Here is a 22,009-nt window from a genome sequence, read left to right on the forward strand (position 1 = left end):
CGGCCACCACGTTGCCCCGCCCCACCCCGCGCGGGCTCGAAGCGGTTGTCGCGCGGGCCACCACTGGCGCCGCCGCTGCGCCCGGGGGCGTCGCCCAGCTTCATGGACAGGCCGATGCGCTTGCGCGCCACGTCCACTTCCATCACCTTGACCTTGACGATGTCGCCGGTCTTGACGATTTCGCGCGCGTCGTTCACGAACTTGTGCGCCAGCTGGCTCACGTGCACCAGACCGTCCTGGTGCACGCCGAGGTCGACGAAGGCGCCGAACTGCGCCACGTTGCTCACCGTGCCTTCGAGGATCATGCCCTCGCGCAGGTCGCTGATGTCGTCCACGCCGTCGTTGAAACGCGCCACCTGGAAGTCCGGGCGCGGGTCGCGGCCGGGCTTTTCCAGTTCGCCCAGGATGTCCTTGACCGTGATGACGCCGAATTTTTCATTGGCGAACAGCTCGGGCCGCAGGGTCTTGAGCATGTCGGCGCGGCCCATCAGGTCGGCCACCGGCTTGCCGGTCTTTTCCATGATCTGCTCGACCACGGCATAGGTTTCCGGGTGCACACCGGTCATGTCCAGCGGGTTGTCGCCGCCGCGGATGCGCAGGAAACCGGCGCTCTGCTCGAAGGTCTTGGCGCCCAGTCCGGACACCTCCATGAGCTGCTGGCGGCTCTTGAACGCGCCATGCGTTTCGCGCCAGCGCACCACGGCCTTGGCCACGCTGCCCGACAGGCCGGAGACGCGCGAGAGCAGCGGCACGCTGGCGGTGTTCAAGTCCACGCCCACGCCGTTCACGCAGTCTTCCACCACCGCATCGAGCGTGCGCGCGAGTTCGCTCTGGTTCACGTCGTGCTGGTACTGGCCAACGCCAATGCTCTTGGGGTCGATCTTCACCAGCTCGGCCAGCGGGTCTTGCAAGCGGCGCGCGATGCTGGCCGCGCCGCGCAGGCTCACGTCCACATCGGGCATTTCCTGCGAGGCGAATTCGCTCGCGGAATACACCGAGGCACCGGCCTCGCTCACCACGACCTTCAGCACGCCGGTCTGTCCGGCCCTGTCCAGCATCTTGATGAGGTCGGCGGCGAGCTTGTCGGTTTCGCGGCTGGCCGTGCCGTTGCCGATCGCGATCAGGTTCACGCCGTGTTTGCGCGCCAGCAGCGCGAGGGTGTGCAGCGAGCCGTCCCAGTCGCGCCGCGGTTCGTGCGGGTACACCGTGGAGGTGTCGACCAGTTTGCCGGTGGCATCGACCACGGCCACCTTCACGCCGGTGCGGATGCCCGGGTCCAGACCCATCACCACCTTGGGACCGGCCGGCGCGGCCAGCAGCAGGTCGCGCAGGTTGTCGGCGAACACCTTGATGGCCACCGCCTCGGCGCTCTCGCGCAGGCGGGCGAACAGGTCGCGCTCGCTGGAGAGCGAGAGCTTCACGCGCCAGGTCCAGGCCACGCACTTGCGCAGCAGGTCGTCGGCCGCGCGGCCCTTGTGGCTCCAACCCAGGTGCAGGGCGATGCGGCCTTCGGCCAGCGAGACCACCGGCCCCGCCTTGGTGGGGGCGGCGGGCGCCACTTCGGGCTCGGGCAGCACCAGCTTGGCGTCCAGAATTTCCAGCGCGCGGCCACGGAAGACCGCCAGCGCGCGGTGCGAAGGCACGCGCGAAATCGGCTCGTCGTACTCGAAGTAGTCGCGGAACTTGGCGTTGTCGGGCAGGTTCTCGTCCTTGCCGGCCACCAGCGTGCTCTTGAGCAGGCCTTCGTTCCAGAGCCATTCGCGCAGATTCTGCAGCAGCGCGGCGTCTTCGGCCCAGCGCTCGCTCAGGATGTCGCGCACGCCGTCCAGCACGGCCGGCACGGTGGAAAAATCGGCGCCGGGCTTGCCGTCGTCCAGCACCTCGGGCGGCCTGGTGAACGCTTCCGCTTCCGCCGCCGGGTTCAGCGTGGGGTCGGCAAAGAGCTTGTCGGCCAGCGGTTCGATGCCGAACTCGCGCGCGATCTGGCCCTTGGTGCGGCGCTTCTGCTTGAACGGCAGGTAGAGGTCTTCCAGCTCCTGCTTGGTGGGCGCGGCGGCGATGGCCGCGCGCAGCGTGTCGGTGAGCTTGCCTTGTTCGTCGATGGTCTTGAGCACCGTGGCGCGGCGGTTTTCGAGTTCGCGCAGGTAGTCCAGGCGGAAGGCCAGCTCGCGCAGCTGCACGTCGTCCAGGCCGCCCGTGACCTCCTTGCGGTAGCGGGCGATGAAGGGCACCGTGGCCCCACCGTCGAGCAGCTCGACCGCTGCCAGCACCTGACGTTCTTCAACCCTGATTTCTGTGGCGATCTGCCGGATGATCTGCTGCATGCACCGTCGATATGGAACAAAGAAGCGCGGAAGTTTGCCACAGCCGACCGGGCTAACATGCCCGTCCCGCGGGTGGTGTTTGTGCTAGGCGATCCGCGCGATTTTCACCATGCAAGACAACCTGTTCGGCGACCTGCCCTCCCCTCCGATTCCGACCGCACCGCAGTCCGAGCCACCCGCCGCCCCGGCGCGGCGCAAGCGCGCGGCCGAGGTGAGCCCGACGCCGCCCGATCCGGCATTGCAGGCATTGGCCGCGGCACTGCCGCCGCGCGTGCGGCTGGGCACTTCGTCCTGGTCCTACCCGGGCTGGGCCAACCTGGTGTGGGACGACGGCAACTACAGCGACAGCGTGCTCTCCAAGGAAGGTTTGCGCGCCTACGGCCAACACCCCTTGATGCGCACCGTGAGCGTGGACCGCAGCTTTTACCGCCCACTCACGCAGGACCAGTACGCGCGGTACGCGGCCCAGGTGCCGGACGATTTCCGTTTCGTGGTCAAGGCGCCGAGCCACGTGACCGACGCGCTGGTGCGCGGCGAGGACGGCCGTGGGCTGCAGCCCAATCCGGCGTTTCTCGACCCGGTGCTGGCCACGCAGGACTTCGTGGCCCCCGCGCTGGCGGGCCTGGGGCACAAGGTTGGCGCGCTGGTGTTCCAGCTCAGCCCGATGCCAAGGCACCTGCTGCACAACCTGCCGCTGGTGCTGCAGCGCGTGCGCACCCTGCTGCTCGCCCAACCACCGCTTTCACCCATCGCGCCCGATGGCGTGCTGGCGCTGGAGGTGCGCGACCCCGAATGGCTGGACCCGGTGTTCATGCCCGAACTCGCGGCCGTGCTGCGCGAAGCCGGCGCGACCTGGTGCCTGTGCCTGCACGCCAAGATGCCGCGCCTGGCGGAGCAACTGCCCTTGCTGCGCAGGCTCTGGCCCGGGCCGATGGTGTGCCGCTGGAACCTCAACCCGCTGCACGGGGCCTACGGCTATGAAGAGGCGCAGCGCGAGTACAGCCCGTACGACCGCATCCACGATGTCGACGAGGAAACGCGCGCGCTGTTGGTGAAAACCATCGCCGGGATCGCGGGTGCCGGGCAGAACGTGTTCGTCACCATCAGCAACAAGGCCGAGGGCTGTGCGCCGCTGTCGGCGCGGGCGTTGGCCGAGGGACTGGCGGCGCGGTAAGCCCAGGCGGACGCGCCTACCGCGCGGCCCGCACGCGCAGGGAACTGGTGACCCCCGCCAGCAGCGCACACCCGGCGGCGACGCACAGCGCAATGGTTTCGCCACGCCCGTCCTGCAAGGTCCAGATCGCGTAGATCACCGCCAGCACCACCGCCCCGATCGTCTGGCCCGTGAGCCGCGCCGTGCCCAGCATGCCGCTGGCAGCCCCGCTGCGGTGCAGTGGCGCGGACGTGACGATGGTGTGGTTGTTGGGCGACTGGAACAGCGCGAAACCCGCGCCGCACAGCGCCATGCGCCAGGCCACGTTGGCCACGGACGCGTGATCCGGCAACACGGCCATCAACACCAGGCCCGCCGCGAACACCACCATGCCGATGCCACCGAGCCAACCGGCCGGAAAACGCCCGATCAGCCGACCCGCGATCGGCGCCACGACCACCGTGGCGATGGGCCAGGCGGTGAGCAGCAAGCCCGCTTCCAGGTGCGAGCGGCCGTGCACTCCCAGCAGCAGGAACGGCAGGCTCAGGAAGGCCAGCATCTGCGCGCAGAAAGCGCCCAGCGAGGAGCACATGGACAGCGCGAACACGGGATTGCGCCACAGGTCCACCGGAAACATCGGCGTGGCCTGGTGCCACTGGCGGCGGATGTAGAACGCGCCGACCAGCAAGCCCGCCACGAGCAGCATGCCCCCCAGATGCGTCGCGCCGCCGCGCACGTTGAGCTGTTCGCCCCCCACGAAAACGAGGGTGAACATGAGCACGTTGAGCACCACGTCGAACCAGGAGAAACGCGACGGCGCATTCTCGCTGTGCGGATTGAAGGGCAGCGCCCGCCGTCCCAGCCAGAAAATGAGCAGGCCAATCGGCACGTTCATGGCGAACAACCAATGCCAGGACGCCACCGAAAGAATGCCCGCGGCCACCGCCGGGCCCGCCATCGTCGACGTGGCCACCACCATGGAATTGAGCGCGATGCCGCGCCCCAGCCGGTTGCTGGGGTAGATCAAGCGCACCAGCGCGGTGTTCACGCTCATGATGCCGGCCGCGCCCAGCCCTTGCAGCGCGCGCGCCACGATCAGCATGGACAAGGAATTCGCCAGCATGGCCGCGATGGACGACAGCGCGAACAGCGCGATGCCCACGAGGTACACGCGCCGATAGCCCAGGCGGTCGCCCAGCGCGGCCAGTGGCAGCAGCATGACCAGCGAGGCGATCTGGTAGGCGTTGACGACCCAGATGGCTTGTGTGGGTGTGGCACTCAGCTCGCGCGCGATGTCGGGCAGCGCGAGGTTGAGGATGCTGCTGTCCATCACCGAAATGGCGATGCCCAGCACCACCACCAGCACGGCCGTGGCGCGCTGGTGCGAAGGCAGACCGTCCTGCCGGATCACCCGCGCGCCTCGGCGGCCAGCAGTTCTTGCGGGTCGCCGGAGAGCGTGATCCAGGTCAACGCGACGCCGAGCAAAGCGCCGCCGGCCATGCCGATCACCATGGGCAGAGGCTTGCCGGTGGCGAACAGGCTCACGATGCCCATGGCGGCGGCGCCCAGCAGCATCTGCAGCGTGCCCATGAGCGCCGAGGCGGTGCCGGCAATGGCGCCGTGTTTCTCCAGCGCGAGCACCGAGGCTGTGGGAATCACCAGGCCCATGAAGGCGCTGGCGATGAAGTACAGCACCATCAGCACGGCGAGTTCATCGCCACCCAGCAGGTAATAACCCAGCAACACCGCCATCGTCAGGCCCGAGGCAGTGGCGGCGAACTTCACCAGCCGCACCAGGCCAAAGCGCTGGCCCAGCACACCGGTGAACTGCGAAGCGCCGATGAAGGCCACCGCGTTCAAGGAAAAGGCCAGGCTGTATTGCGTCGGCGTGAGGCCGTAGTGGTTGATCAGCACGAAGGGCGAGCCGGCCAGGTAGACGAAGAAACCGGCCATGGCGGTCGCGCCGATGCCGACCAGCCCGAGGTAGTGCCAGTCGCGCAGCAGCACGCCATAGGCGCGCAACGCGCTGCCCAGGCTGCTTTCCACGCGCTCGGCTTCCGAACGCGTTTCCTTCAGCGCGCCATAGACCAGCGCCAGGCCGGCCACGGATGCCAGCGCCACGGCCCAGAACACACCGCGCCAGCCGGTCAGCGCGATCACGCCGCTGCCCACCAGCGGGGCCAGGATGGGCGAGACGCTGAACACCAGCATCAGCAAGGACATGAGGCGGGCCGCGTCGGCGCCGGTGTGCAGGTCGCGCACCACGGCGCGCGGGATCGCCATGCCGGCGGCCGCGCCCAGGCCTTGCAGGAAGCGCAGCGCCACGAGGGTTTCGATGTCGGTGGCCAGCGCGCAGCCCACGCTGGCCAGGGTGAACAGCACCAGGCCAAAGTACAGCGGCGGCTTGCGCCCGACCATGTCGGACACCGGTCCGTACAGCAACTGGCCCACGCCGAGCGAGAGGAAAAACGCCGTCAGGCTGAATTGAACGGCGCCCACTTCGGCCCCCAGGCTGCGGCCGATGTCGGGCAGCGCGGGCAGGTACATGTCGATGGCGAAGGGGCCGATGGCCGAGAGCAGGCCCAGAATCAGGGCCAATTTGAGAAAACGGGTGAAGAACATCGTTCCGATTGTCGCGCCACTCGAATGGCGTAGTGGCCACGGGGTTGGAGCCTGCGCAGGCGGGCCCATGTGTTGGCCGCGGCCTGCGGATCGGGTTAGCATGCGGCGACCCGCCCACAAGGACGCCGCCCACCGCCTGGACACCCCTTGAACAGCGCCCTGCCCAGCCCGCCCACGACGACGCATCCCAGTCCGATGGCATGCACCGGCCGCCGCATGCTGGCCAAGCTGGTCGACGTGACGCTGTTTGGCACCCTCTCCCTCGTCGTGGGCCGGTTGTTGATTCCGGAGCAGGTGTCGATGGGTGGGCTGGTGCCCGCCTTCGGCACCACCTTGTGGGCATTGGGCTTCTTCGTCGCCGCGGACACCATCTGCGCCCGGTTGCTGGGCGCGTCACCCGGCGAGTTTCTCGCTGGCGTGCGGGTCGTTGCGGTGGACGGCTCATCGCTCACCTGGTCGGCACGGCAGGACCGGACCACCGACGCCCTGGTCGACGGCACCATCGGAGCGGTCGGCCTGCTGCGCACCCTGTTCCAAGGCAAACCGGCCGCTTACGACCGGGATTGGCGCGTCGTCTTCCTGTCCCTGAGCGGCGCGCAGCGGGTCGTGGTGGGACTTTTGACCGTGGCGAGTCTCTGCCTGCTTCTGGCGCTCGGGCTTTGGCTCACGGCCGTCAAGACCGCGGATGCCGATGCCCGCGTGGCCGTCAGCAAGGTCCTGCGGCACATCGGCCTGCCCGTTCATGCCGTCTGGGCCAATCCCGCCACGGGCGTTCCTGTGGAGCTGCCTGCGGGTTGGTACGTGCGCAAGCAGATACAACGCGTCAACACAGGCGACACTGTGGTGGAGTTTCGGTGTGAAAGGCAGGGCGAGGCGCCTTGCCACATCCAGATGGCAGTGTCTTCCTGGCACGAGGCTGGCGTGCTCGATGCCACACGCGATACCACGGGCGAGGCCATCGAAAAGGCGTTCAACGTGATGCTCGATGAACCCGATGCGATGGTCGTGGACGACCGTCCGACCCTTCAAGGCGCAGACCGCCTGGATCACATCTACAGCGTGCAATTGGCGCCTGTCGAGGACAGCCCGAATCAAAAGCCGCGCGCCGGTCTCGCCTGGTTCACCGAGCGCAAGAACAGCTGGACGCTCGGTGTCAACGTGCCCCCGCGCGACGACGGCGCTGCCCTGTCGGTCGAGGAAGAGGCCTTCGTCCTGGCCTTGGTGCATAGCGCATTCGGCACACGCGATCGGTAACCGCATGCTACCGCCGCGCGCCACACTGTCCCGACGCTTGTGGGCACGCCTGATCGATGCGTTGTGGACCGTCCCGGGCGGTCTGCTGCTGTGGCGATTTCTGTCGGTGTTGACGGACCTCAGCTGGGAATGGCAAATGGCCGCGTTCGCCATTTTCACCAGCGCGCTGCAACTGGCCATCGAGCCGATCTTCGTCAGCTTCTTCGGCGCCACGCCCGGCAAGGCACTGGTGGGTCTCGCGGTCATCGACACGACCACGGGGCGGTCCCTGACTTACGCCGCGGCATTGGGCCGCACCGTCAAGGTGGTGGCGCTGGGTCTGGGCTTCTGGCTGCTGCCATTGACGCTGGTCGCGTTCCTGGCCACCCTGTGGCGGCAGCGCTCCGCGCGAGGCATCCCATGGGATCGGGACAGCATCGACGGCCGAGTGGTCGCTTTGCCTTCGAGGCGCGTGGGGCGCGGCTTGTGGATGCTGGCGCTGGCCAGCGCGCCGGGCTGGCTGGTGATCTCGGCCGCTTTCATGGTCGCGCTGGTCTTGATCACGGGCAAGGACATCGATACGGGTCAGGACATCGGCCGAACCCTGACGGGCCGTTGGGTGTGGTTGCACCGCCTCTCGGGCGAGATGATGACGCTGGATGCCCGCTGGCGCGTGCTCAACGACATGCTGACGTTGCGCGGCGGTGAATGGAACGCGGTCTTCGCCTTCGGCGAGGGTGAGAGCAACCGCGTGCTGCTGGACGTCAGTATCACACGCCCGATCCTCTCGTCGCCCTGCCTGAGCAAGCGGCTGTTCATGGAAGACGAAGGTTTTGTTTTCCTCAATGAAACCGATCTGGACGCGGAAAACTGCAGTGCCACCGGGGGGAAGCCCAGTGCGGCGGGTGTCGTGCTGGTCCGCATCGATGGGCACCGCAGCACGGCAGGCGATCACACCGTGACACAGACTTACCTGTACCACGATGTGCAAGCGCGGGAAGCCGTGCCAGCCCTGGCAGCGCGGCTGGCAGCCGAGCGCGGCAAACAGCACATCCGCAACCACGTGCTGGAGTCGCACTACTGGCGCAACGAGATCACGGGCGCGGTCGCACGCATTCCTGGCGATTGGGAGTTGACGGAACGAACCGCCAATACCAACGGGTCGGTCCTGTTCATGTTTGAACGCGCCAGCCGCGGCGTTGCGAAGGAGCAAATGGCATTCGTGGCCTATTCGTGGACCTATTTCGACGTGAACGTCGACCCGCACGACGCGCTGGAAAATGCCTTGTTTCAAAACCTGAACGTCGTCAACGCCACCCGTCAGGTCTTGAATCGGCAAGAAACCTTGGCGTGGGGCTCCAACGAACGAAGCATGGTGCACCTGTGGACCCGACGCGATCGATTTTCGACCTGGGCCGCCTTCTGGGATGCCAACAACCCCAACCCGCAACCCGACGCCACTCGGCAACATCCACTGCTGCGCGAGCTGTACCTCACGCTGCCTTGACGCAGGGCCACAGCCTCTTCGGCCAAGGCGCTTGCGTCACAATTTCGCCATTTCCCTTTTCCGTTTCTCATGTCCCCATTCACCTCACCCGGAGAACCCCATGGCCGTTGAAGGCAGCGCGAGCGACCTGCTCAAAGTCGTGACCCTGCTGGGTGCAGCAGTGGTCGCCGTGCCCCTGTTCAAGCGCATGGGCCTGGGCTCGGTGCTGGGTTATCTGGCGGCCGGGCTGGCCATCGGCCCGTTCGGCATGGGCCTGATCAGCGACCCGGCCACCATCCTGCACACCGCCGAACTCGGGGTGGTGATGTACCTCTTCGTGATCGGGCTGGAGATGCAGCCTTCGCACCTCTGGAGTCTGCGCAAGGCCATCTTCGGCCTGGGCAGCCTGCAGGTGGTGGTGTGCGGCATCCTGCTCACGTGCGTGGGGCTGGCGTTCGGTTTTCCGCTCGGCGTCTCCTTCGTCAGCGCCATGGGCTTCGTGCTCACCTCCACCGCCGTGGTGATGCAGTTGCTCGGCGAGCGCGGCGACATGGCCCAGCCGCGCGGGCAGAAGATCGTTGCGATCCTGCTGTTCGAAGACCTGCTGATCGTGCCCTTGCTGGCCGTGGTCGCCTTCATGGCCCCGCCCGACCTGGGGGGCGCGGTGGCGGCAGAGGGCTCGCGCTGGGCCAGCGTCGGCCTGGCGCTGGGCGCGGTCGTGGCGTTGGTGGCCGCGGGCGTGTGGCTGCTCAACCCGCTGTTCCGCATCCTGGCGAACGCCAAGGCGCGCGAGGTGATGACCGCCGCCGCGCTGCTGGTGGTGCTGGGCGCGGCCTTGTTGATGCAACTCGGCGGCCTGTCCATGGCCATGGGTGCATTCCTCGCCGGTGTGCTGCTGTCCGAATCGACCTTCCGGCACCAGCTCGAGGCCGACATCGAACCCTTCCGCGGTCTGCTGCTCGGTCTCTTCTTCCTGAGCGTGGGCATGTCGCTGGACCTGGCGGTGGTGGCGCAGAACTGGCCGCTCATCGTCGGCGGTGTGCTGGCCATGATGGTGGTGAAGGCGCTGTGCATCTACGGCGTGGCGCGTTTCGCGCGCAGCTCGCATGCCGACGCGCTCGACCGCGCGGTGCTCATGGCGCAAGGGGGTGAGTTCGCCTTCGTGCTGTTCGCCGCGGCGCTGGGCGCTCGCGTGATCGACCCGATCGTCAACGCCAACATGACCGCCATCGTGGTGCTCTCGATGGCGCTCACGCCGCTGGTGGTGCTGGTGTACCAGCGCATTGCGCCCAAGCCCGGGGTGTCGATGGATGGCATCGAGGCCGTGGACGGCCAGGCGGCGAGCGTGCTGGTGATCGGCTTCGGGCGCTTCGGGCAGATCGCCAGCCAGGGCGTGATCGCGCGCGGCGCGAGCATCACCATCATCGACAACAACGTGCAGATGATCCGCGACGCCGAGGCCTACGGCTTCAAGGTGTACTACGGCGACGGCTGCCGCGCCGACGTGCTGCACGCGGCGGGCGCGCACTCGGCGCAGGCGATTCTGGTCTGCCTGGACAACAAGGAAGCCGCCACGCGCATCGCCGAACAGGCCAGGACCGACTTCCCCCAGGCCGCCCTGCTGGTGCGCGCCTTCGACCGCGAGCACGTGCTGGAGCTGCGCAAGGCCGACGTGAACTACCTCGTGCGCGAAACCTTCGAGTCCGCCATGGCCATGGGGCACCAGGCCGTGCTGACCATGGGCGCGGACGAAGACGAAGCGCAAGCGGTCATGGACCACCTGCGCCAGCGCGATGCAGAACGCATGGACCTGGAAGCCGCTGGCGGCATGTTCGCCGGGCGGTCTCTGGTGCTGGGGAGGACGCTGGCGGACAAGGCGGTGCCTGCGGACGCCTGAGCGCCGCACATCCGTCAGCGACGCCCCATCCACAGCTCCAGCGGCCATCGCCGGTCACCACTCAGCAGGGCCGCGGCCCACGCGAGAAGCCACAGCCCGAGGCACAGCAGGAGCATCTGTGTCGACGAGGGTGCGAGCGCCAGGCCAACGCCCGAGAACAGCGCCAGCAAGACCAGGCTGTGCCCCACATACAGGCTGAGCGTGCGCCGCCCGAGCGGCACCAGCCAGTGGCACCAGCGAGCCTTCCCCCCGGATGACGCCAGGGCCAGTGCCACGATGTACATGCAGGCGATGGGGATGCCGATGAGTTCGCCGAGCACCTCGAACCACAGACGAAGAACATCTGCCGGGGTCGTCAAGGCATACCCGCATCCTTGCACGAAGGCCAATGCCAGCAGCGGCAGGCCGAAGCGCCGCAAGCCGCGCCGCAGCACCGCACGCCATCGGCGGTGCGTCAACAGCCTCAACCGCGCCGCCGCCACGCCGCACACCATGCACAGGTACAGCACCGGCCCGGACAGGAGAAGCCCTGACACCTGGGCCACGGCATAGGTGTTGGCGTTGAGCTTCAGGAATGCCCACCCGCCTGGAACCGTCGACAGCGACGAACCGTCCGCGACAGCGGGGCGGTCGGCCATTTCAAACATGATCGCCACCAGCGCCAGTTTCGCCAGCACCGCCACGACCAGCGCGCGTCCGAGGTGGCGGCGAAAAGGTCCCCAGGGCTGGTGCAGCCGCCTCAGGGCCTGCCGTCCCATCAGCGCGTACATCGTCAGGATGTCACCGAAGTAGACGAAGACGCCGTGCAGAACGCCCAGGCCCAGCAGTCGGCGGTTGCGCACCAGGCTGCGCTTCAGCGCATCCGGCCTGCTGAGCTTGCGCGCGGACAACCAGAGCGCCATGCCGAACACGAACGCCAACGTCGTGTAGCCCTTTCCCTGCAGCAGCGCGGCCACGAGTCCCTGGGTCGCGGCCGCCCAGGCGCTGTCGGGCGGTGTGCGCAGACCGAGCGGCGATCCCCAGGGTGCGACGGCGTAGCCCATGGCATTCACCACCAGCACCGACACCATGGCGATCGCGCGCAACACGTCTGGCAGCGCTTCGCGAGAAGGCTGCATGGTCGTGGTGTCGAAAGAGCGTGTCAGCGCTTGAGGCGGTAGGCGATGACGTAGTCACCGCGGTCCGGCGACTGGCGCGAACCGCCGGCCGACATCACCACGTACTGCTGCCCGCTCTTAGGCGATACGTAGCTCATGGGCGTGGCCTGACCGCCGACGGGCATGCGGCCTTTCCACAGCTCCTTGCCGGTCAGCGTGTCGTAGGCGCGCAGGTAGTAGTCCTGTGTGCCGCCGTAGAAGGTCAGCCCACCCGCGGTGGTGATCGGGCCGCCCAAGGTGGGCATGCCCAGGGGCACAGGAACACCGGCCTTCACGCCACTGACAACGGCGTCCTGCACCGTGCCCGCCGGGCGCTGCCAGACGATCTGGCGGGTCTTCAGGTCGATGCCGGTCACCGTGCCCCACGCTGGCGCGTGGCAGGGAATGCCCAGCGGCGAGTTGAAGGCCTGCTGCGTGATGGCGTACGGCGTGCCCGATTGCGGGTGCATGCCCACGCCGTGGCTGAGCGTGATCTTCTTGTCGTCCACGTCCGCGCGCGGAATGAGGCGCACCAGTTGCGGCATGCGGATGTCGTTGACGACCAGGATGCCGTTGTGCTCGTCGATGGAAGCGCTGCCCCAGTTCATGCCGCCGTAGTAGCCGGGGTAGATCAGGCTGGGCGTGGTGGTGGGCGGGGTGAACTCGCCTTCGTAGCGCAACTGCTTGAACGCGATCCGGCAGGCCAACTGGTCGAACCAGGTCGCGCCCCACATGCGGGCTTCGGACAGCGGCTCGGTGCCGACCGAGGGCATGCCCACCGAGTACGGCTGCGTCTTGCTGGTCCAGTCGCCTTCCTGTCCGCCTTGCGGCACGGCTTGTTCCTTCACCTCGGCAATGGGCTTGCCGTCGCGGCGGTCGAGCATGAAGATCTGGCCACGCTTGGTGATCTGGATCAGCGCGGGCACGGTGCCACCCTTGCCGTCCGGCACGTCGTAGAGCGCGGGTTGCGCGGGCACGTCGTAGTCCCAGATGTCGTGGTGCACGGTCTGGAATTTCCAGCGCTCCTTGCCGGTGGTCACATCCACCGCCACGATGGAGGATGAGTACTCCTCCGACGCCTTGGAACGCTGCGCGCCCCAGAAGTCGGGCGGGTTGTTGCCGGTGGGCAGGTAGATCAGTCCCAACTGGTCGTCGAACGCGGGCGTGGACCACACGTTGGGCGTGCTGCGGGTGTAGCTCTCGCCGGGGGGCGGCAGCTTGGTGATGTTGGGGTTGCCCAGGTCCCAGGCCCAGACCAGCTCACCGGTGTCGGCACTGAAGGCGCGCACCACGCCCGAGGGTTCGTCGATCTCTCGGCCATCGAACACCCAGCCGCCGACCACCACCACGTTGCGCATCACCGTGGGCATGGAGGTCTGGAAGTAGTACAGCGGCTTGACTTCGCCCATGCCTTGCTTGAGGTCCACCGTGCCGCCATTGCCGAAGCCGGCGCAGGGTTCGCCGGTCTTGGCGTCGAGCTGGATCATGCGCGCGTCCACCGTGGTGAGCACGATGCGCTGCGCACAGGTCGGTGCCGGCGCGGGTGCGGGCACATCGCCCACGCGCGCGGTCACCGCAGCGGGTTCGTAATAGGCCACACCACGGCAGCGGTTCCAGATCTTGGCGTCGGCCTTGGGGTCGAACTTCCACTTCTGTGCGCCGGTGTCGGCATCGAGCGCGAACACCTGGCTGTGCGGGGTGCAGACGTAGACCGTGTCACCGATCTGTGTGGGCGTGTTCTGGTTCTCCGAGCCCGGGCCGGCGATGTCGCCGGTGCGGAAGGTCCAGGCCTCTTCGAGCTGGTGGACGTTGTCCTTGTTGATCTGCGCAAACGGCGCGTAGCGCGTGCCGCTGGGCGTGCGGCCGTAGTACTGCCAGCGCGATTCGCCGGTGGCGTCGGGTGCGGCCGTGCCGACACCCGCGGAGGCCGAGCCCTCGATCACGCCGTGTGGCACGAACATGGCCGCGCCACCCGCGACCAGAACCGCCAGCAGGACCAGCGCACCCGCCCATGCCGGTGCGCGCACGCGCCCGAGCGACAGGCGGGGCAATACCAGGAAGGCCAACAGGCCCAGCACCAGCACCGGCGCCAGCCGCGGCACCAACGGCCAGAAGTCCAGGCCGACCTCGGCCAGGGACCACACCACCGTGCCCACGAACACGGCGGCAAAAAGCCAGAAGCCGGCCATGCGCCGCAGGGCGAAGAGCAAACCGCTGACGACCATCACGACGCCGGTGATGAGGTAGTACCACGAGCCACCCAGTGTGGCCAGGCGCACACCGCCCACGGCCAGCACCAGCCCCACCAGTACCAGGATGACACCCAACAGGACCAGCGGCCAGCGCCCTCCTCCATCGGGTGTCCTGGCGGACGGTGTCTTCATGTTGTTGTCAATGGCCATTCCTCATTTCCTTTCGTTGTTGTGGCACCGGAGTCCTCCGGTGCATTGTGCAGAAGTCACCAGAACGCGCGCCAGGGCCAACATGAACCCCCGCACAGGTGGGGTGTATCGCCTGCCACGCGGCCGGACTCGCTCTTGCCTGCGTTGATGCGATGGACCTGTTGATGGCATCGGCAGACACGGGCATCGCCAAGCGCAGACTCGGTGGCCACCTTTGTAAAGACGGCGTTGCGGCTTTGTACGCTGCGCGGTGTTGGACCGCATTCGCCGTCAAAATTCCGGCATGACGAGCGCTGCGCCACTCCCCCCTGAATCGGTCCTCATCGTCGACGACGATCCGGACATCCGTCAGTTGCTCCGGCAGTACCTGGAGGTCGCTGGCATGCGGCCCTTGCTCGCGGCCGATGCGAGCGAGGCCCGGATGACGCTCCAGCAACACCCCGTCGACCTGGTGGTGCTCGACGTCATGCTCCCACAGGAGTCCGGGCTGGACTTCCTGCGGTGGTTGCGGGAGTACACGCATGTGCCCGTCATCATGGTCACTGCGCTCGGCTCCACCATTGATCGCGTGGTCGGCCTGGAGGTGGGGGCCGACGACTACGTCAGCAAACCTTTCGAGCCCGGCGAGTTGGTGGCCCGCATTCGTGCGGTGCTGCGTTGGGCGCCCGTGCGCGCTGCCGGCGCCGCGGCGGCGCCGACCAAGCCGGTCTTGTTCCGATTTGGCGAGTGGCGCCTGGACACAGGATCGCGCGAGCTTCGCCATGCCGACGGTGTGCTGGTTCCGCTGTCAACGTCCGAGTACCGTCTGCTGTGCGTCTTCCTGATGCACCCACGCACCGTGCTGTCGCGCGAGCGGCTGGTCGAACTGGCGCACAGGCGCGAATTGCAACCGACCGACCGTTCGATGGACATCCAGATCCACCGTTTGAGGCAGAGACTGCGGGACGCCAGCGATGGCCAGCTCTTCCGGACCGTGCGCAACATCGGGTACGCGCTGGACGCCGATGTAGAGACGGTGCCGGCCGATGCGTGAACGGCTGCAGCGGGCCTGGGCCGGCGTGACCCTGCGAGCGCGGCTGCTGCTGTTGCTGCTGGCAGGCTTGCTGTCGGTACAGGCCTTCAGTCTGTGGTGGGCGGTGTCGGACCGCGCGGCCACCGCACGTCGCGCCGCACTGGTGCAGCAGGTGCAGCGCGCGGCAGACATCGTGGCGGTCATCGACGCCGTTCGCCCTGCGGACCGGGGTACGGTCGCCGCTGCGGTGGCGTACCCCATCGTCCGGCTCGACGTGCCACCGGCGCCGGTTGCGGCGCCATCCGAAGCCGTGCTGCCAGAGGTCATGGCCGTCGTGCGCGATGTGTGGAGACGACGTCTTCCCGACCGTGCCATCTCCATAGCGGTGGCGCGCGGTCCCCTTCAACGCGTCCGTGACGGGTCGCCCACGCAGGGGCTGCGGATCATGGTCGCCACTCAACTGCGCGACGGCCAGCGTATCCAGACCGAAGTGGAAGTGGGCCAACCCAGGCTGCGCGCCGACGGCCTGCTGGGGCCTTTCGTGCTGGTCGGCGTGCTGACGTCGTTGCTGGCGCTGTTGGCCCTGCACTGGGCCTTGCGCCCGCTGGAACAACTGGCCCGCGGCGCGCAGGCCCTGGGTGCGGGGTTGAACGCCATGCCGTTGCCCAGGCGCGGCCCGCCGGAAGTGCGCCACGCCGCCGATGTGTTGAACGACATGCACCAGCGGCTCAAGGATCACGTGCAAGGCCGCGTGCAGTCACTGGCGGCCATCTCGCACGACCTGCGCACACCCATCACCCGGCTGCGCTTGCGCGCCGAACTGCTGGCCGACGCCGAGAGCCGCGCCTCCTTCGGCCGCGATCTGCGGCAGCTGGAAGAGATGGTGCAGGGCACGCTCGACTACCTGCGCGGCCTGGGCGAAGTGCAGCCGCTGGAGCCGGTCGACCTGGACGGGCTGATCGCGCAGGCGGTGGAAGATGCGGAAGCGCTGGGCACGCCTATCGCAAGCCCCGAACCCACGGGCCTCACCGTGCGCGGGCATGCCCCTTCGCTGCGCCGTGCCCTCGTGAACCTGTTGCGCAACGCCGTCGTGCATGCGTCCGATCCGACGCTGTCGGTCGACGCCGCCCACGGGCGCGTTCGTGTTCACGTCATGGACCGGGGGCCCGGCATTCCGGACGCAGAAATGGCGAGGATGCTGCAGCCCTTCGAGCAGCTTGATCGATCCCGCGGCAGCGCCTCTGGCGCGGGTCTGGGCCTCTCGATTGCGAACGAGGTGGCCACGCGCCACGGCGGACAGCTGTTGGTCGGCAACCGTGCCGGCGGCGGCCTCTGCGTCACCCTGGAACTGCTCGCGGCCTGAGCGATCGCTTCACACACTTGCAACGCGCCAGACAACACAAACGGCGGGTCGAACGGAAGAATGAGGCCCATGACAAACCCTGCCCTTGCCCTGAACCGCTTCGGCCTTGGCGCGCGCCCCGACGACACGCCACCAGCCGATCCGCAGCGCTGGCTGCTGAACCAACTCGAGGCCTACGACCCGCTGCCGGTGGCCTGGAAGTCGGTGCCTCGCACCTCGGCGCTCGTGGACGTCTGGAACACGATGCAGCGCGGCGTGCGCGACGCACCCGAAGGGCAACGCAGTGGCATCCGCGAGGCCTACCTGCGCGATGGCAGCCGGCAATACCAGGCGGCGGCCGGCGCGCGCACCACCAGTGCCTTGCAGACATCCACGCCCTTTGTCGAGCGGCTGGTGCATTTCTGGTCCAACCACTTTGCGGTGTCGGTCGACAAGCTGCTGATCGTAGGGCTGGCGGGCAGCTTCGAAGCCGACGCCATCCGCCCCAACGTGCTGGGCCGGTTCGAGGACTTGCTGCTCGCGGTGATTCGGCACCCGGCCATGCTGCTGTACCTGGACCAGGCGCAGTCGACCGGCCCCGGCAGCCGGATGGGCTCGCGCGGGCGCGGCCTCAACGAGAACCTGGCACGCGAAATCCTGGAACTGCACACGCTCGGTGTGCGCAGCGGCTATACGCAGGACGACGTGAGGCAGTTCGCGCTGGCGCTCACCGGCTGGACGATGCCCGGCGACGGACCCGCAGCCGGCGGCGCAACCTACCGCTTCGTGCCTGCGCTGCACGAACCAGGCGAGCGCACCATCCTCGGCAAGACCTATCCCGACGACGGCGAGGCGCAAGCACGCGTGGTGATCCACGATCTGGTCGGCGCACCGGCCACCGCCCTGCACATCGCGCAGAAGCTGGTCCGTCACTTCGTGGCCGACGACCCGCCGCAAGCCCTGGTGCAACGCCTGGCCGCTACCTTCACCCGCACCGGCGGCGATCTCGCCAGCGTGTACCGCGAGCTGATCGCGGCGCCGCAGGTATGGCAAGCAACCACCACCAAGTTCAAGTCGCCGTGGGACTGGGCGATCTCCAGCTTGCGCGCCCTCGGCCGCCCATCGATGGAGCCCGCGCAGGCCGCCAACCTGATGACGCAGTTGGGCCAGCCGGTATGGCGGCCGGGCTCGCCGGCCGGCTACAGCGATACCGCCGCCACGTGGGCCGCGCCCGATGCGCTGATGCGGCGCGTGGAAGTGGCCCAACGGTTCGCGCAAGAAACGGGTGATGCAGCCGACGCACGCAGCCTTGCCCCGCGCGTGCTGCCCGGCACGCTGAGCCAGGCGACGGCAACGGCCATCGCACGCGCGGAAAGTGGCGGCACGGCACTCGCGCTGTTGCTGGTGTCCCCCGAATTCCTGAGGAGATAACAATGAACATCGATCGACGCATGTTTCTGGGCGCAGCCTCGCTGGTGGCGGCGCCGCGCATCCTGTTCGCGCAGGCCGCCACCGAGCGGCGCTTTGTCTTCATCATCCAGCGCGGTGCGGCCGACGGGTTGAACACCGTCATCCCCTATGCCGAGCCTGCCTACGCGAGTGCACGTGGTGCGCTGGCCATTGATCCGGGCGCCGCGCTGAAGCTGGACGGCACGTTTGCCTTGCACCCGGCACTGCCCAAGCTGCGTGAGCTGTATGCGGGCGGTGAAGCCACTTTTCTGCATGCCGTTGCTTCGCCTTATCGCGACCGCTCCCACTTCGACGGCCAGAACGTCCTGGAAACCGGCGGCAGGTCGCCCTACCAACTCAAGGACGGGTGGCTGAGCCGTCTGCTCGGCCTGCTGCCGCGCACCGGCAAGGAAGCAATCGCGTTCTCGCCGGCCGTGCCTTTGGCACTGCAAGGCGCTGCACCGGTCACGACCTATGCGCCATCGACATTGCCCGAGGCCAACGAAGACCTCCTCATGCGGGTGGCGCAGCTGTACGAGCCCGACCGGCAACTGCACCCGCTGTGGAACTCGGCGCTCGAAGCCCGTGGCATGGCGGGCGGCAAGATGAAAGGCGGCTCGGGCCGGCAAGACACCGCCGCGCTGGGCCGCATTGCCGCCGGCTTCCTGGGCCGCGCGGACGGGCCACGCATTGCGATGATCGAGACCAGCGGTTGGGACACGCACAGTGGACAGGACGCGCGCCTGGCGTTCCAGTTGCGCGGACTCGATGGTCTGATCAGCGGACTGCGAGACGGCATGGGTGCTGCATGGGCGCACACCGTGGTACTGGTCGCGACCGAATTCGGCCGCACCGTGGCGGCCAATGGCACTGGTGGCACCGACCACGGCACCGCAGCAGCGGCCATGATGCTCGGCGGCGCGGTGCAGGGCGGGCGCATCGTTGCCGACTGGCCCGGTCTGGCGCCGGCGCAACTGCTGGAAGGCCGCGACCTCAAGCCCACCCTGGCGCTGGATTCGCTCATTGCGGCAACCTGCGCAGAGGCGTTCAAGCTGGATCCTGAACGCGCCGTCCGCACTTTGTTCCCGGACGCCAGCCGACAAGTCGCGGTGCCGCGCCTGCTCCGCGTTTAGTGAGCTGACAAAACGTGCTCTTATGCGGCCACCGCGCTCGCGTGTGCGGCGACGATCCGCCAGCGGACGCCCAGAAGTGCCCAAACGCGGGTGTATCTGAACGTGCCTTCGAAATAGTTGTTGGCATGGCGTCCAGCCAGCTGCACTCGCACCGCAACAATGGCCACATGGCCGAGCTGCCGGATGCTACGTTCCGACACATCGAACGAGTCCAGCTTCAGCAAGCCCGACTTATGAACTTCAAGGTCTTCCTGCTTCGTCACCACAAGGCCTTGGTGGTTCGTGAACAGCAGATCGTCCGCAAGCAGTTCGTCTAGAACCAGCACATCGGAGGTACGCATTGCGCGTTGCAGCCGCTCTTCGAGTTCAACAACGACGTCGAGATTTGCATCATTCATGACGTCATAGTACTAGGGCTTTGCGTGGAGCCGCGGGGACCGCTGCACGGTTGACTCTCTCTTCAGATATAGCTGCAGATCTGCCTCCATATCGTCAGGACCACTGCCTGGTAATTTGTCACCAATTCGCCAAACCTAAACGGTACGCGGGAACACGGTGCACAAAAACCCCTTAAATTCGCCAGTCAACAAACAGGAGGGGGTCATATATGGGCATTGTCAAACGTGGAGGGCGCCTGGCACATCTATTGAGCGGGCTGCTGCTCGCCGGGGCGGGATGGATGGCCGGTAGCGCGCCGGCTATGGCTGCTTCGGTGACCATTTCCGGTAACGCGGAAGCGGCGGCGGCGACCACCGCAACGCCCAACATCCTGGTGGGGCAGAACACGAACTTCACTTCGTGCAACGCCGGCCCATGGAACTACAAGCTGTACACCTTCACGGTGGATACCACCGGCACTTACACGGCGAGCGTTGTCACGCCGACGACGCTGAACACGACCTATTTCCTGCAAGGGACCTTCACACCTTCAACCACGCCGTGCGCGCCGTCCGTGCGTTCGCGCTTCCTGGTCTCCTCACTCGCCACCGGCGTGCCGAACACGGCCACCTTCACTGGCGTCGGCCTGACCCTGCAGGCCGACGTGCAATACAGCGTGCTGATCGCCTTCAACACGCCCCATGTTGGCTCGCAGCCCTTCACGCTGAACATGAACGGCCCCGGCTGCATCGCCATCGGCACCCATACCTGCGCGGGCGCGGATCCGAGCAAGAACGCGGAAGTGATCGGCTTGATCACCGCGCAAGGAGATGCCGCGCGGCGTTTTGCCGCCGCGCAGACGGTCAATGTCCAGAGCCGCCTGGAGAGCCTGCATCGACGCAAGCCGGCATCGACCGAAACCGGCGCCTTCGCCCCGGGCGATACGCAAGGGCGCGGCCAGGCGCGCAATACACTGGATCTCGGAAGTGACGGTGGCGCCGGCATGGGCGGCTCGATGGGGGCCAACCCGATGGCGGGAAGCGGCTTTATGGGCAGCAACCTGGCGGCGGGCGGCAATCCGCGCCAGTTGCCCCTGGGCATGCTGGGTGCCCCCGATCCGCTGGTTGCGCAGACATCCGGCTCGGGGCCGCTTTCCGGGATACCTCTGAACGGCGCGCGGCAGAACGTGATGGGGGTGGGGGTCGACGTCTGGAGCGCGGGCCTCGTCAACCTCGGCAAGCAGGGCAGCACGGATTCGCGCTTCAGCACCGCCGGCATCACCGTCGGCGCCGACAAGCGCCTCAGCGAAAAGCTGGTGCTGGGCGTGGGCAGCGGCTTTGCCTACGACCGCCAGAAGATCGGCGTCAACGGCACGCGCAACACGGGCGAAAGCTACTCGCTGAGCATCTACGGCAGCTACCAGCCGGCCGACGGCTTCTTCATCGACGGCCTGCTCGGCTACGGCAGCCTGCGCTTCGATGCGCTGCGCTTCGTGACCGAGAACGGCTTGATGGCTTCCTCCAAGCGTTCGGGCTCGCAATGGTTCGCCTCGCTCGCCAGCGGCTACGACCACGAGTTCGAATATGGCGGCAGGAAGATGCTGATTGTCCCGTACGCCCGCCTGGACCTCGCCAAGACCCGGTTGAACGGAGCCACCGAAAACGGCGGCGGCCAGTTCGACCTGAGCTATTCGGCGCAAGACATCCCCACCACCAGCCTGGCCTTCGGCGTGCGCGGCGAAACCACGGTATTCCTGCGCGGCGGCACCATCGCGCGGCCCTACTTCCGCGTCGAATACCTGCACGACTTCGCCAAGTCCGGCGTCGCCCAGATGGCCTTTTCCAACCGGCTCCCCGGGGTGATCTACCAGATCGACAGCACCCGCATCAACAGCAACACCGCGCGCCTGGCGCTGGGCAGCAGCTACCATTTCCGCAACGCCGTCGTGCTCGACTTTCACTACCAGTTCAGCTACACCGGCGCCACCAAGACCCAGGCCGATACCTTGGCGGTGATGGTGAGCAAGACATTCTGAGCCGGAGGGGGTGAGCTACGCCATCGCTTCTGGCGTGTCCCTTGTCCGGCTTGCATACCCAGTCTCACGCATTCTTCGGGCCATAAGGACATCTCTAAAGTCGGCATCTGGCCGAGGCTGTGTGAAAACGCTTCCCCGTGTGCCGTTCAAAAAATAAAATCAGGCCATCCGTTGTAAGCGAGGTGGCCCATGAAGAGATTCATCGAAGGCGAGTCCCGCCAGCAAGTGACCTTGCTGCCCGAATGTCTTGATGACTATATCGGAGAGGACAACCCGGTGCGCATCGTCGATGCGTTCGTCGAAGAGCTGGATCTGCTCTCACTGGGGTTCAAGGGCGCGGACCCGGCGTCCACAGGCCGCCCGGCTTACCACCCGGCTGTCCTCCTCAAGCTCTACATCTACGGCTA

Annotated in this window: 16 protein-coding genes; 10 read left to right on the forward strand and 6 right to left on the reverse strand. The window is 67.3% G+C overall.

The genetic code is table 11. The annotated features are described in order from the left end of the window. Positions 1-2,324: Tex family protein (locus FFS09_RS28000; protein WP_137922187.1), on the reverse strand; the 2,324-nt coding region annotated here is incomplete at its 3' end. 109 nt (positions 2,325-2,433) lie between these two features. On the opposite strand from FFS09_RS28000, the gene FFS09_RS28005 reads away from it, so the two are divergent. After that, positions 2,434-3,498 carry a DUF72 domain-containing protein gene (locus FFS09_RS28005; RefSeq protein WP_137922188.1) on the forward strand — a complete coding sequence of 355 codons (1,065 nt, stop codon included), beginning with the start codon at positions 2,434-2,436 and terminating at the stop codon, positions 3,496-3,498. A gap of 16 nt (positions 3,499-3,514) precedes the next feature. Here the strand turns inward: FFS09_RS28005 and FFS09_RS28010 are convergent, their stop codons facing one another. Together FFS09_RS28010 and FFS09_RS28015 are read right to left on the reverse strand one after the other, a co-directional pair. Then, the gene (locus FFS09_RS28010) at positions 3,515-4,888 is read right to left on the reverse strand and encodes an MFS transporter (protein WP_137922189.1); all 1,374 of its coding nucleotides are present in this window, start codon (positions 4,886-4,888) and stop codon (positions 3,515-3,517) included. Further along, on the reverse strand, positions 4,885-6,099 hold the full coding sequence (locus tag FFS09_RS28015) for a multidrug effflux MFS transporter (protein WP_137922190.1): 1,215 nt from the start codon (positions 6,097-6,099) through the stop codon (positions 4,885-4,887). Before FFS09_RS28015 ends, FFS09_RS28010 begins: the two co-directional genes overlap by 4 nt. 216 nt (positions 6,100-6,315) lie before the next feature. Between FFS09_RS28015 and FFS09_RS30780 the strand changes: the two genes are divergently transcribed. From FFS09_RS30780 to FFS09_RS28025, 3 genes are all read left to right on the forward strand, one after another. Beyond that, positions 6,316-7,353: an RDD family protein gene (locus FFS09_RS30780; RefSeq protein WP_171020232.1), complete on the forward strand. Its 1,038-nt coding sequence runs from the start codon at positions 6,316-6,318 to the stop codon at positions 7,351-7,353. Between the two features lie 4 nt (positions 7,354-7,357). Further along, positions 7,358-8,839 (forward strand): RDD family protein, encoded by a 1,482-nt coding sequence (locus tag FFS09_RS28020; RefSeq protein ID WP_171020233.1) that lies wholly within the window; start codon positions 7,358-7,360, stop codon positions 8,837-8,839. 100 nt (positions 8,840-8,939) lie between these two features. Further along, entirely contained in the window at positions 8,940-10,715 is a 1,776-nt protein-coding gene (locus FFS09_RS28025; protein ID WP_137922192.1) for a monovalent cation:proton antiporter-2 (CPA2) family protein, read from the forward strand. Positions 10,716-10,729: 14 nt separating this feature from the next. On the opposite strand, the gene FFS09_RS28030 is transcribed toward FFS09_RS28025, so the two are convergent. Then, positions 10,730-11,833, reverse strand: a complete 1,104-nt coding sequence (locus tag FFS09_RS28030; RefSeq protein ID WP_137922193.1) for a DUF418 domain-containing protein — start codon at positions 11,831-11,833, stop codon at positions 10,730-10,732. A gap of 23 nt (positions 11,834-11,856) precedes the next feature. After that, positions 11,857-14,253 carry a membrane-bound PQQ-dependent dehydrogenase, glucose/quinate/shikimate family gene (locus tag FFS09_RS28035; protein WP_502703766.1) on the reverse strand — a complete coding sequence of 799 codons (2,397 nt, stop codon included), beginning with the start codon at positions 14,251-14,253 and terminating at the stop codon, positions 11,857-11,859. 283 nt (positions 14,254-14,536) lie between these two features. Here FFS09_RS28035 and FFS09_RS28040 point away from each other — a divergent pair, with 283 nt between their 5' ends. The 4 genes from FFS09_RS28040 (at position 14,537) to FFS09_RS28055 (ending at position 19,189) form a co-directional block, all read left to right on the forward strand. Next, positions 14,537-15,286, forward strand: a complete 750-nt coding sequence (locus FFS09_RS28040; protein ID WP_137922194.1) for a response regulator — start codon at positions 14,537-14,539, stop codon at positions 15,284-15,286. Then, a complete protein-coding gene (locus FFS09_RS28045) occupies positions 15,279-16,628 on the forward strand; it encodes a sensor histidine kinase (protein WP_137922195.1) in 1,350 nt (449 codons plus the stop codon). The genes FFS09_RS28040 and FFS09_RS28045 overlap by 8 nt, the downstream gene beginning before the upstream one ends. A gap of 69 nt (positions 16,629-16,697) precedes the next feature. After that, positions 16,698-18,038, forward strand: coding sequence for a DUF1800 domain-containing protein (locus FFS09_RS28050; RefSeq protein WP_137922196.1), 1,341 nt, complete (start codon positions 16,698-16,700; stop codon positions 18,036-18,038). Positions 18,039-18,040: 2 nt separating this feature from the next. Next, entirely contained in the window at positions 18,041-19,189 is a 1,149-nt protein-coding gene (locus FFS09_RS28055) for a DUF1501 domain-containing protein (RefSeq protein ID WP_137922197.1), read from the forward strand. Positions 19,190-19,209: 20 nt separating this feature from the next. Here FFS09_RS28055 and FFS09_RS28060 read toward each other — a convergent pair whose 3' ends face one another. After that, positions 19,210-19,587 (reverse strand): nuclear transport factor 2 family protein, encoded by a 378-nt coding sequence (locus tag FFS09_RS28060; RefSeq protein WP_137922198.1) that lies wholly within the window; start codon positions 19,585-19,587, stop codon positions 19,210-19,212. A 209-nt stretch (positions 19,588-19,796) separates the two neighbouring features. Here FFS09_RS28060 and FFS09_RS28065 point away from each other — a divergent pair, with 209 nt between their 5' ends. Both FFS09_RS28065 and FFS09_RS28070 read left to right on the forward strand, forming a co-directional pair. Then, a complete protein-coding gene (locus tag FFS09_RS28065) occupies positions 19,797-21,602 on the forward strand; it encodes an autotransporter outer membrane beta-barrel domain-containing protein (RefSeq protein ID WP_137922199.1) in 1,806 nt (601 codons plus the stop codon). A 189-nt stretch (positions 21,603-21,791) separates the two neighbouring features. Then, a partial coding sequence (locus FFS09_RS28070) for a transposase (RefSeq protein ID WP_137922200.1) occupies positions 21,792-22,009 on the forward strand: 218 nt, incomplete at its 3' end.

The organism is Hydrogenophaga sp. 2FB (assembly GCF_005503365.1).
In the GTDB taxonomy this organism is placed as follows: Bacteria; Pseudomonadota; Gammaproteobacteria; order Burkholderiales; family Burkholderiaceae_C; genus Hydrogenophaga.

What these genes read in the sequence shown, in the direction of transcription:
- FFS09_RS28005 (WP_137922188.1), top strand. Translation starts at nt 2,434, where the DNA reads ATGCAAGACAACCTGTTCGGCGACCTGCCCTCCCCTCCGATTCCGACC.
- FFS09_RS28015 (WP_137922190.1), bottom strand. Translation starts at nt 6,099, where the DNA reads ATGTTCTTCACCCGTTTTCTCAAATTGGCCCTGATTCTGGGCCTGCTC.
- FFS09_RS30780 (WP_171020232.1), top strand. Translation starts at nt 6,316, where the DNA reads ATGCTGGCCAAGCTGGTCGACGTGACGCTGTTTGGCACCCTCTCCCTC.
- FFS09_RS28020 (WP_171020233.1), top strand. Translation starts at nt 7,358, where the DNA reads ATGCTACCGCCGCGCGCCACACTGTCCCGACGCTTGTGGGCACGCCTG.
- FFS09_RS28025 (WP_137922192.1), top strand. Translation starts at nt 8,940, where the DNA reads ATGGCCGTTGAAGGCAGCGCGAGCGACCTGCTCAAAGTCGTGACCCTG.
- FFS09_RS28030 (WP_137922193.1), bottom strand. Translation starts at nt 11,833, where the DNA reads ATGCAGCCTTCTCGCGAAGCGCTGCCAGACGTGTTGCGCGCGATCGCC.
- FFS09_RS28035 (WP_502703766.1), bottom strand. Translation starts at nt 14,253, where the DNA reads ATGGCCATTGACAACAACATGAAGACACCGTCCGCCAGGACACCCGAT.
- FFS09_RS28040 (WP_137922194.1), top strand. Translation starts at nt 14,537, where the DNA reads ATGACGAGCGCTGCGCCACTCCCCCCTGAATCGGTCCTCATCGTCGAC.
- FFS09_RS28045 (WP_137922195.1), top strand. Translation starts at nt 15,279, where the DNA reads ATGCGTGAACGGCTGCAGCGGGCCTGGGCCGGCGTGACCCTGCGAGCG.
- FFS09_RS28050 (WP_137922196.1), top strand. Translation starts at nt 16,698, where the DNA reads ATGACAAACCCTGCCCTTGCCCTGAACCGCTTCGGCCTTGGCGCGCGC.
- FFS09_RS28055 (WP_137922197.1), top strand. Translation starts at nt 18,041, where the DNA reads ATGAACATCGATCGACGCATGTTTCTGGGCGCAGCCTCGCTGGTGGCG.
- FFS09_RS28060 (WP_137922198.1), bottom strand. Translation starts at nt 19,587, where the DNA reads ATGAATGATGCAAATCTCGACGTCGTTGTTGAACTCGAAGAGCGGCTG.
- FFS09_RS28065 (WP_137922199.1), top strand. Translation starts at nt 19,797, where the DNA reads ATGGGCATTGTCAAACGTGGAGGGCGCCTGGCACATCTATTGAGCGGG.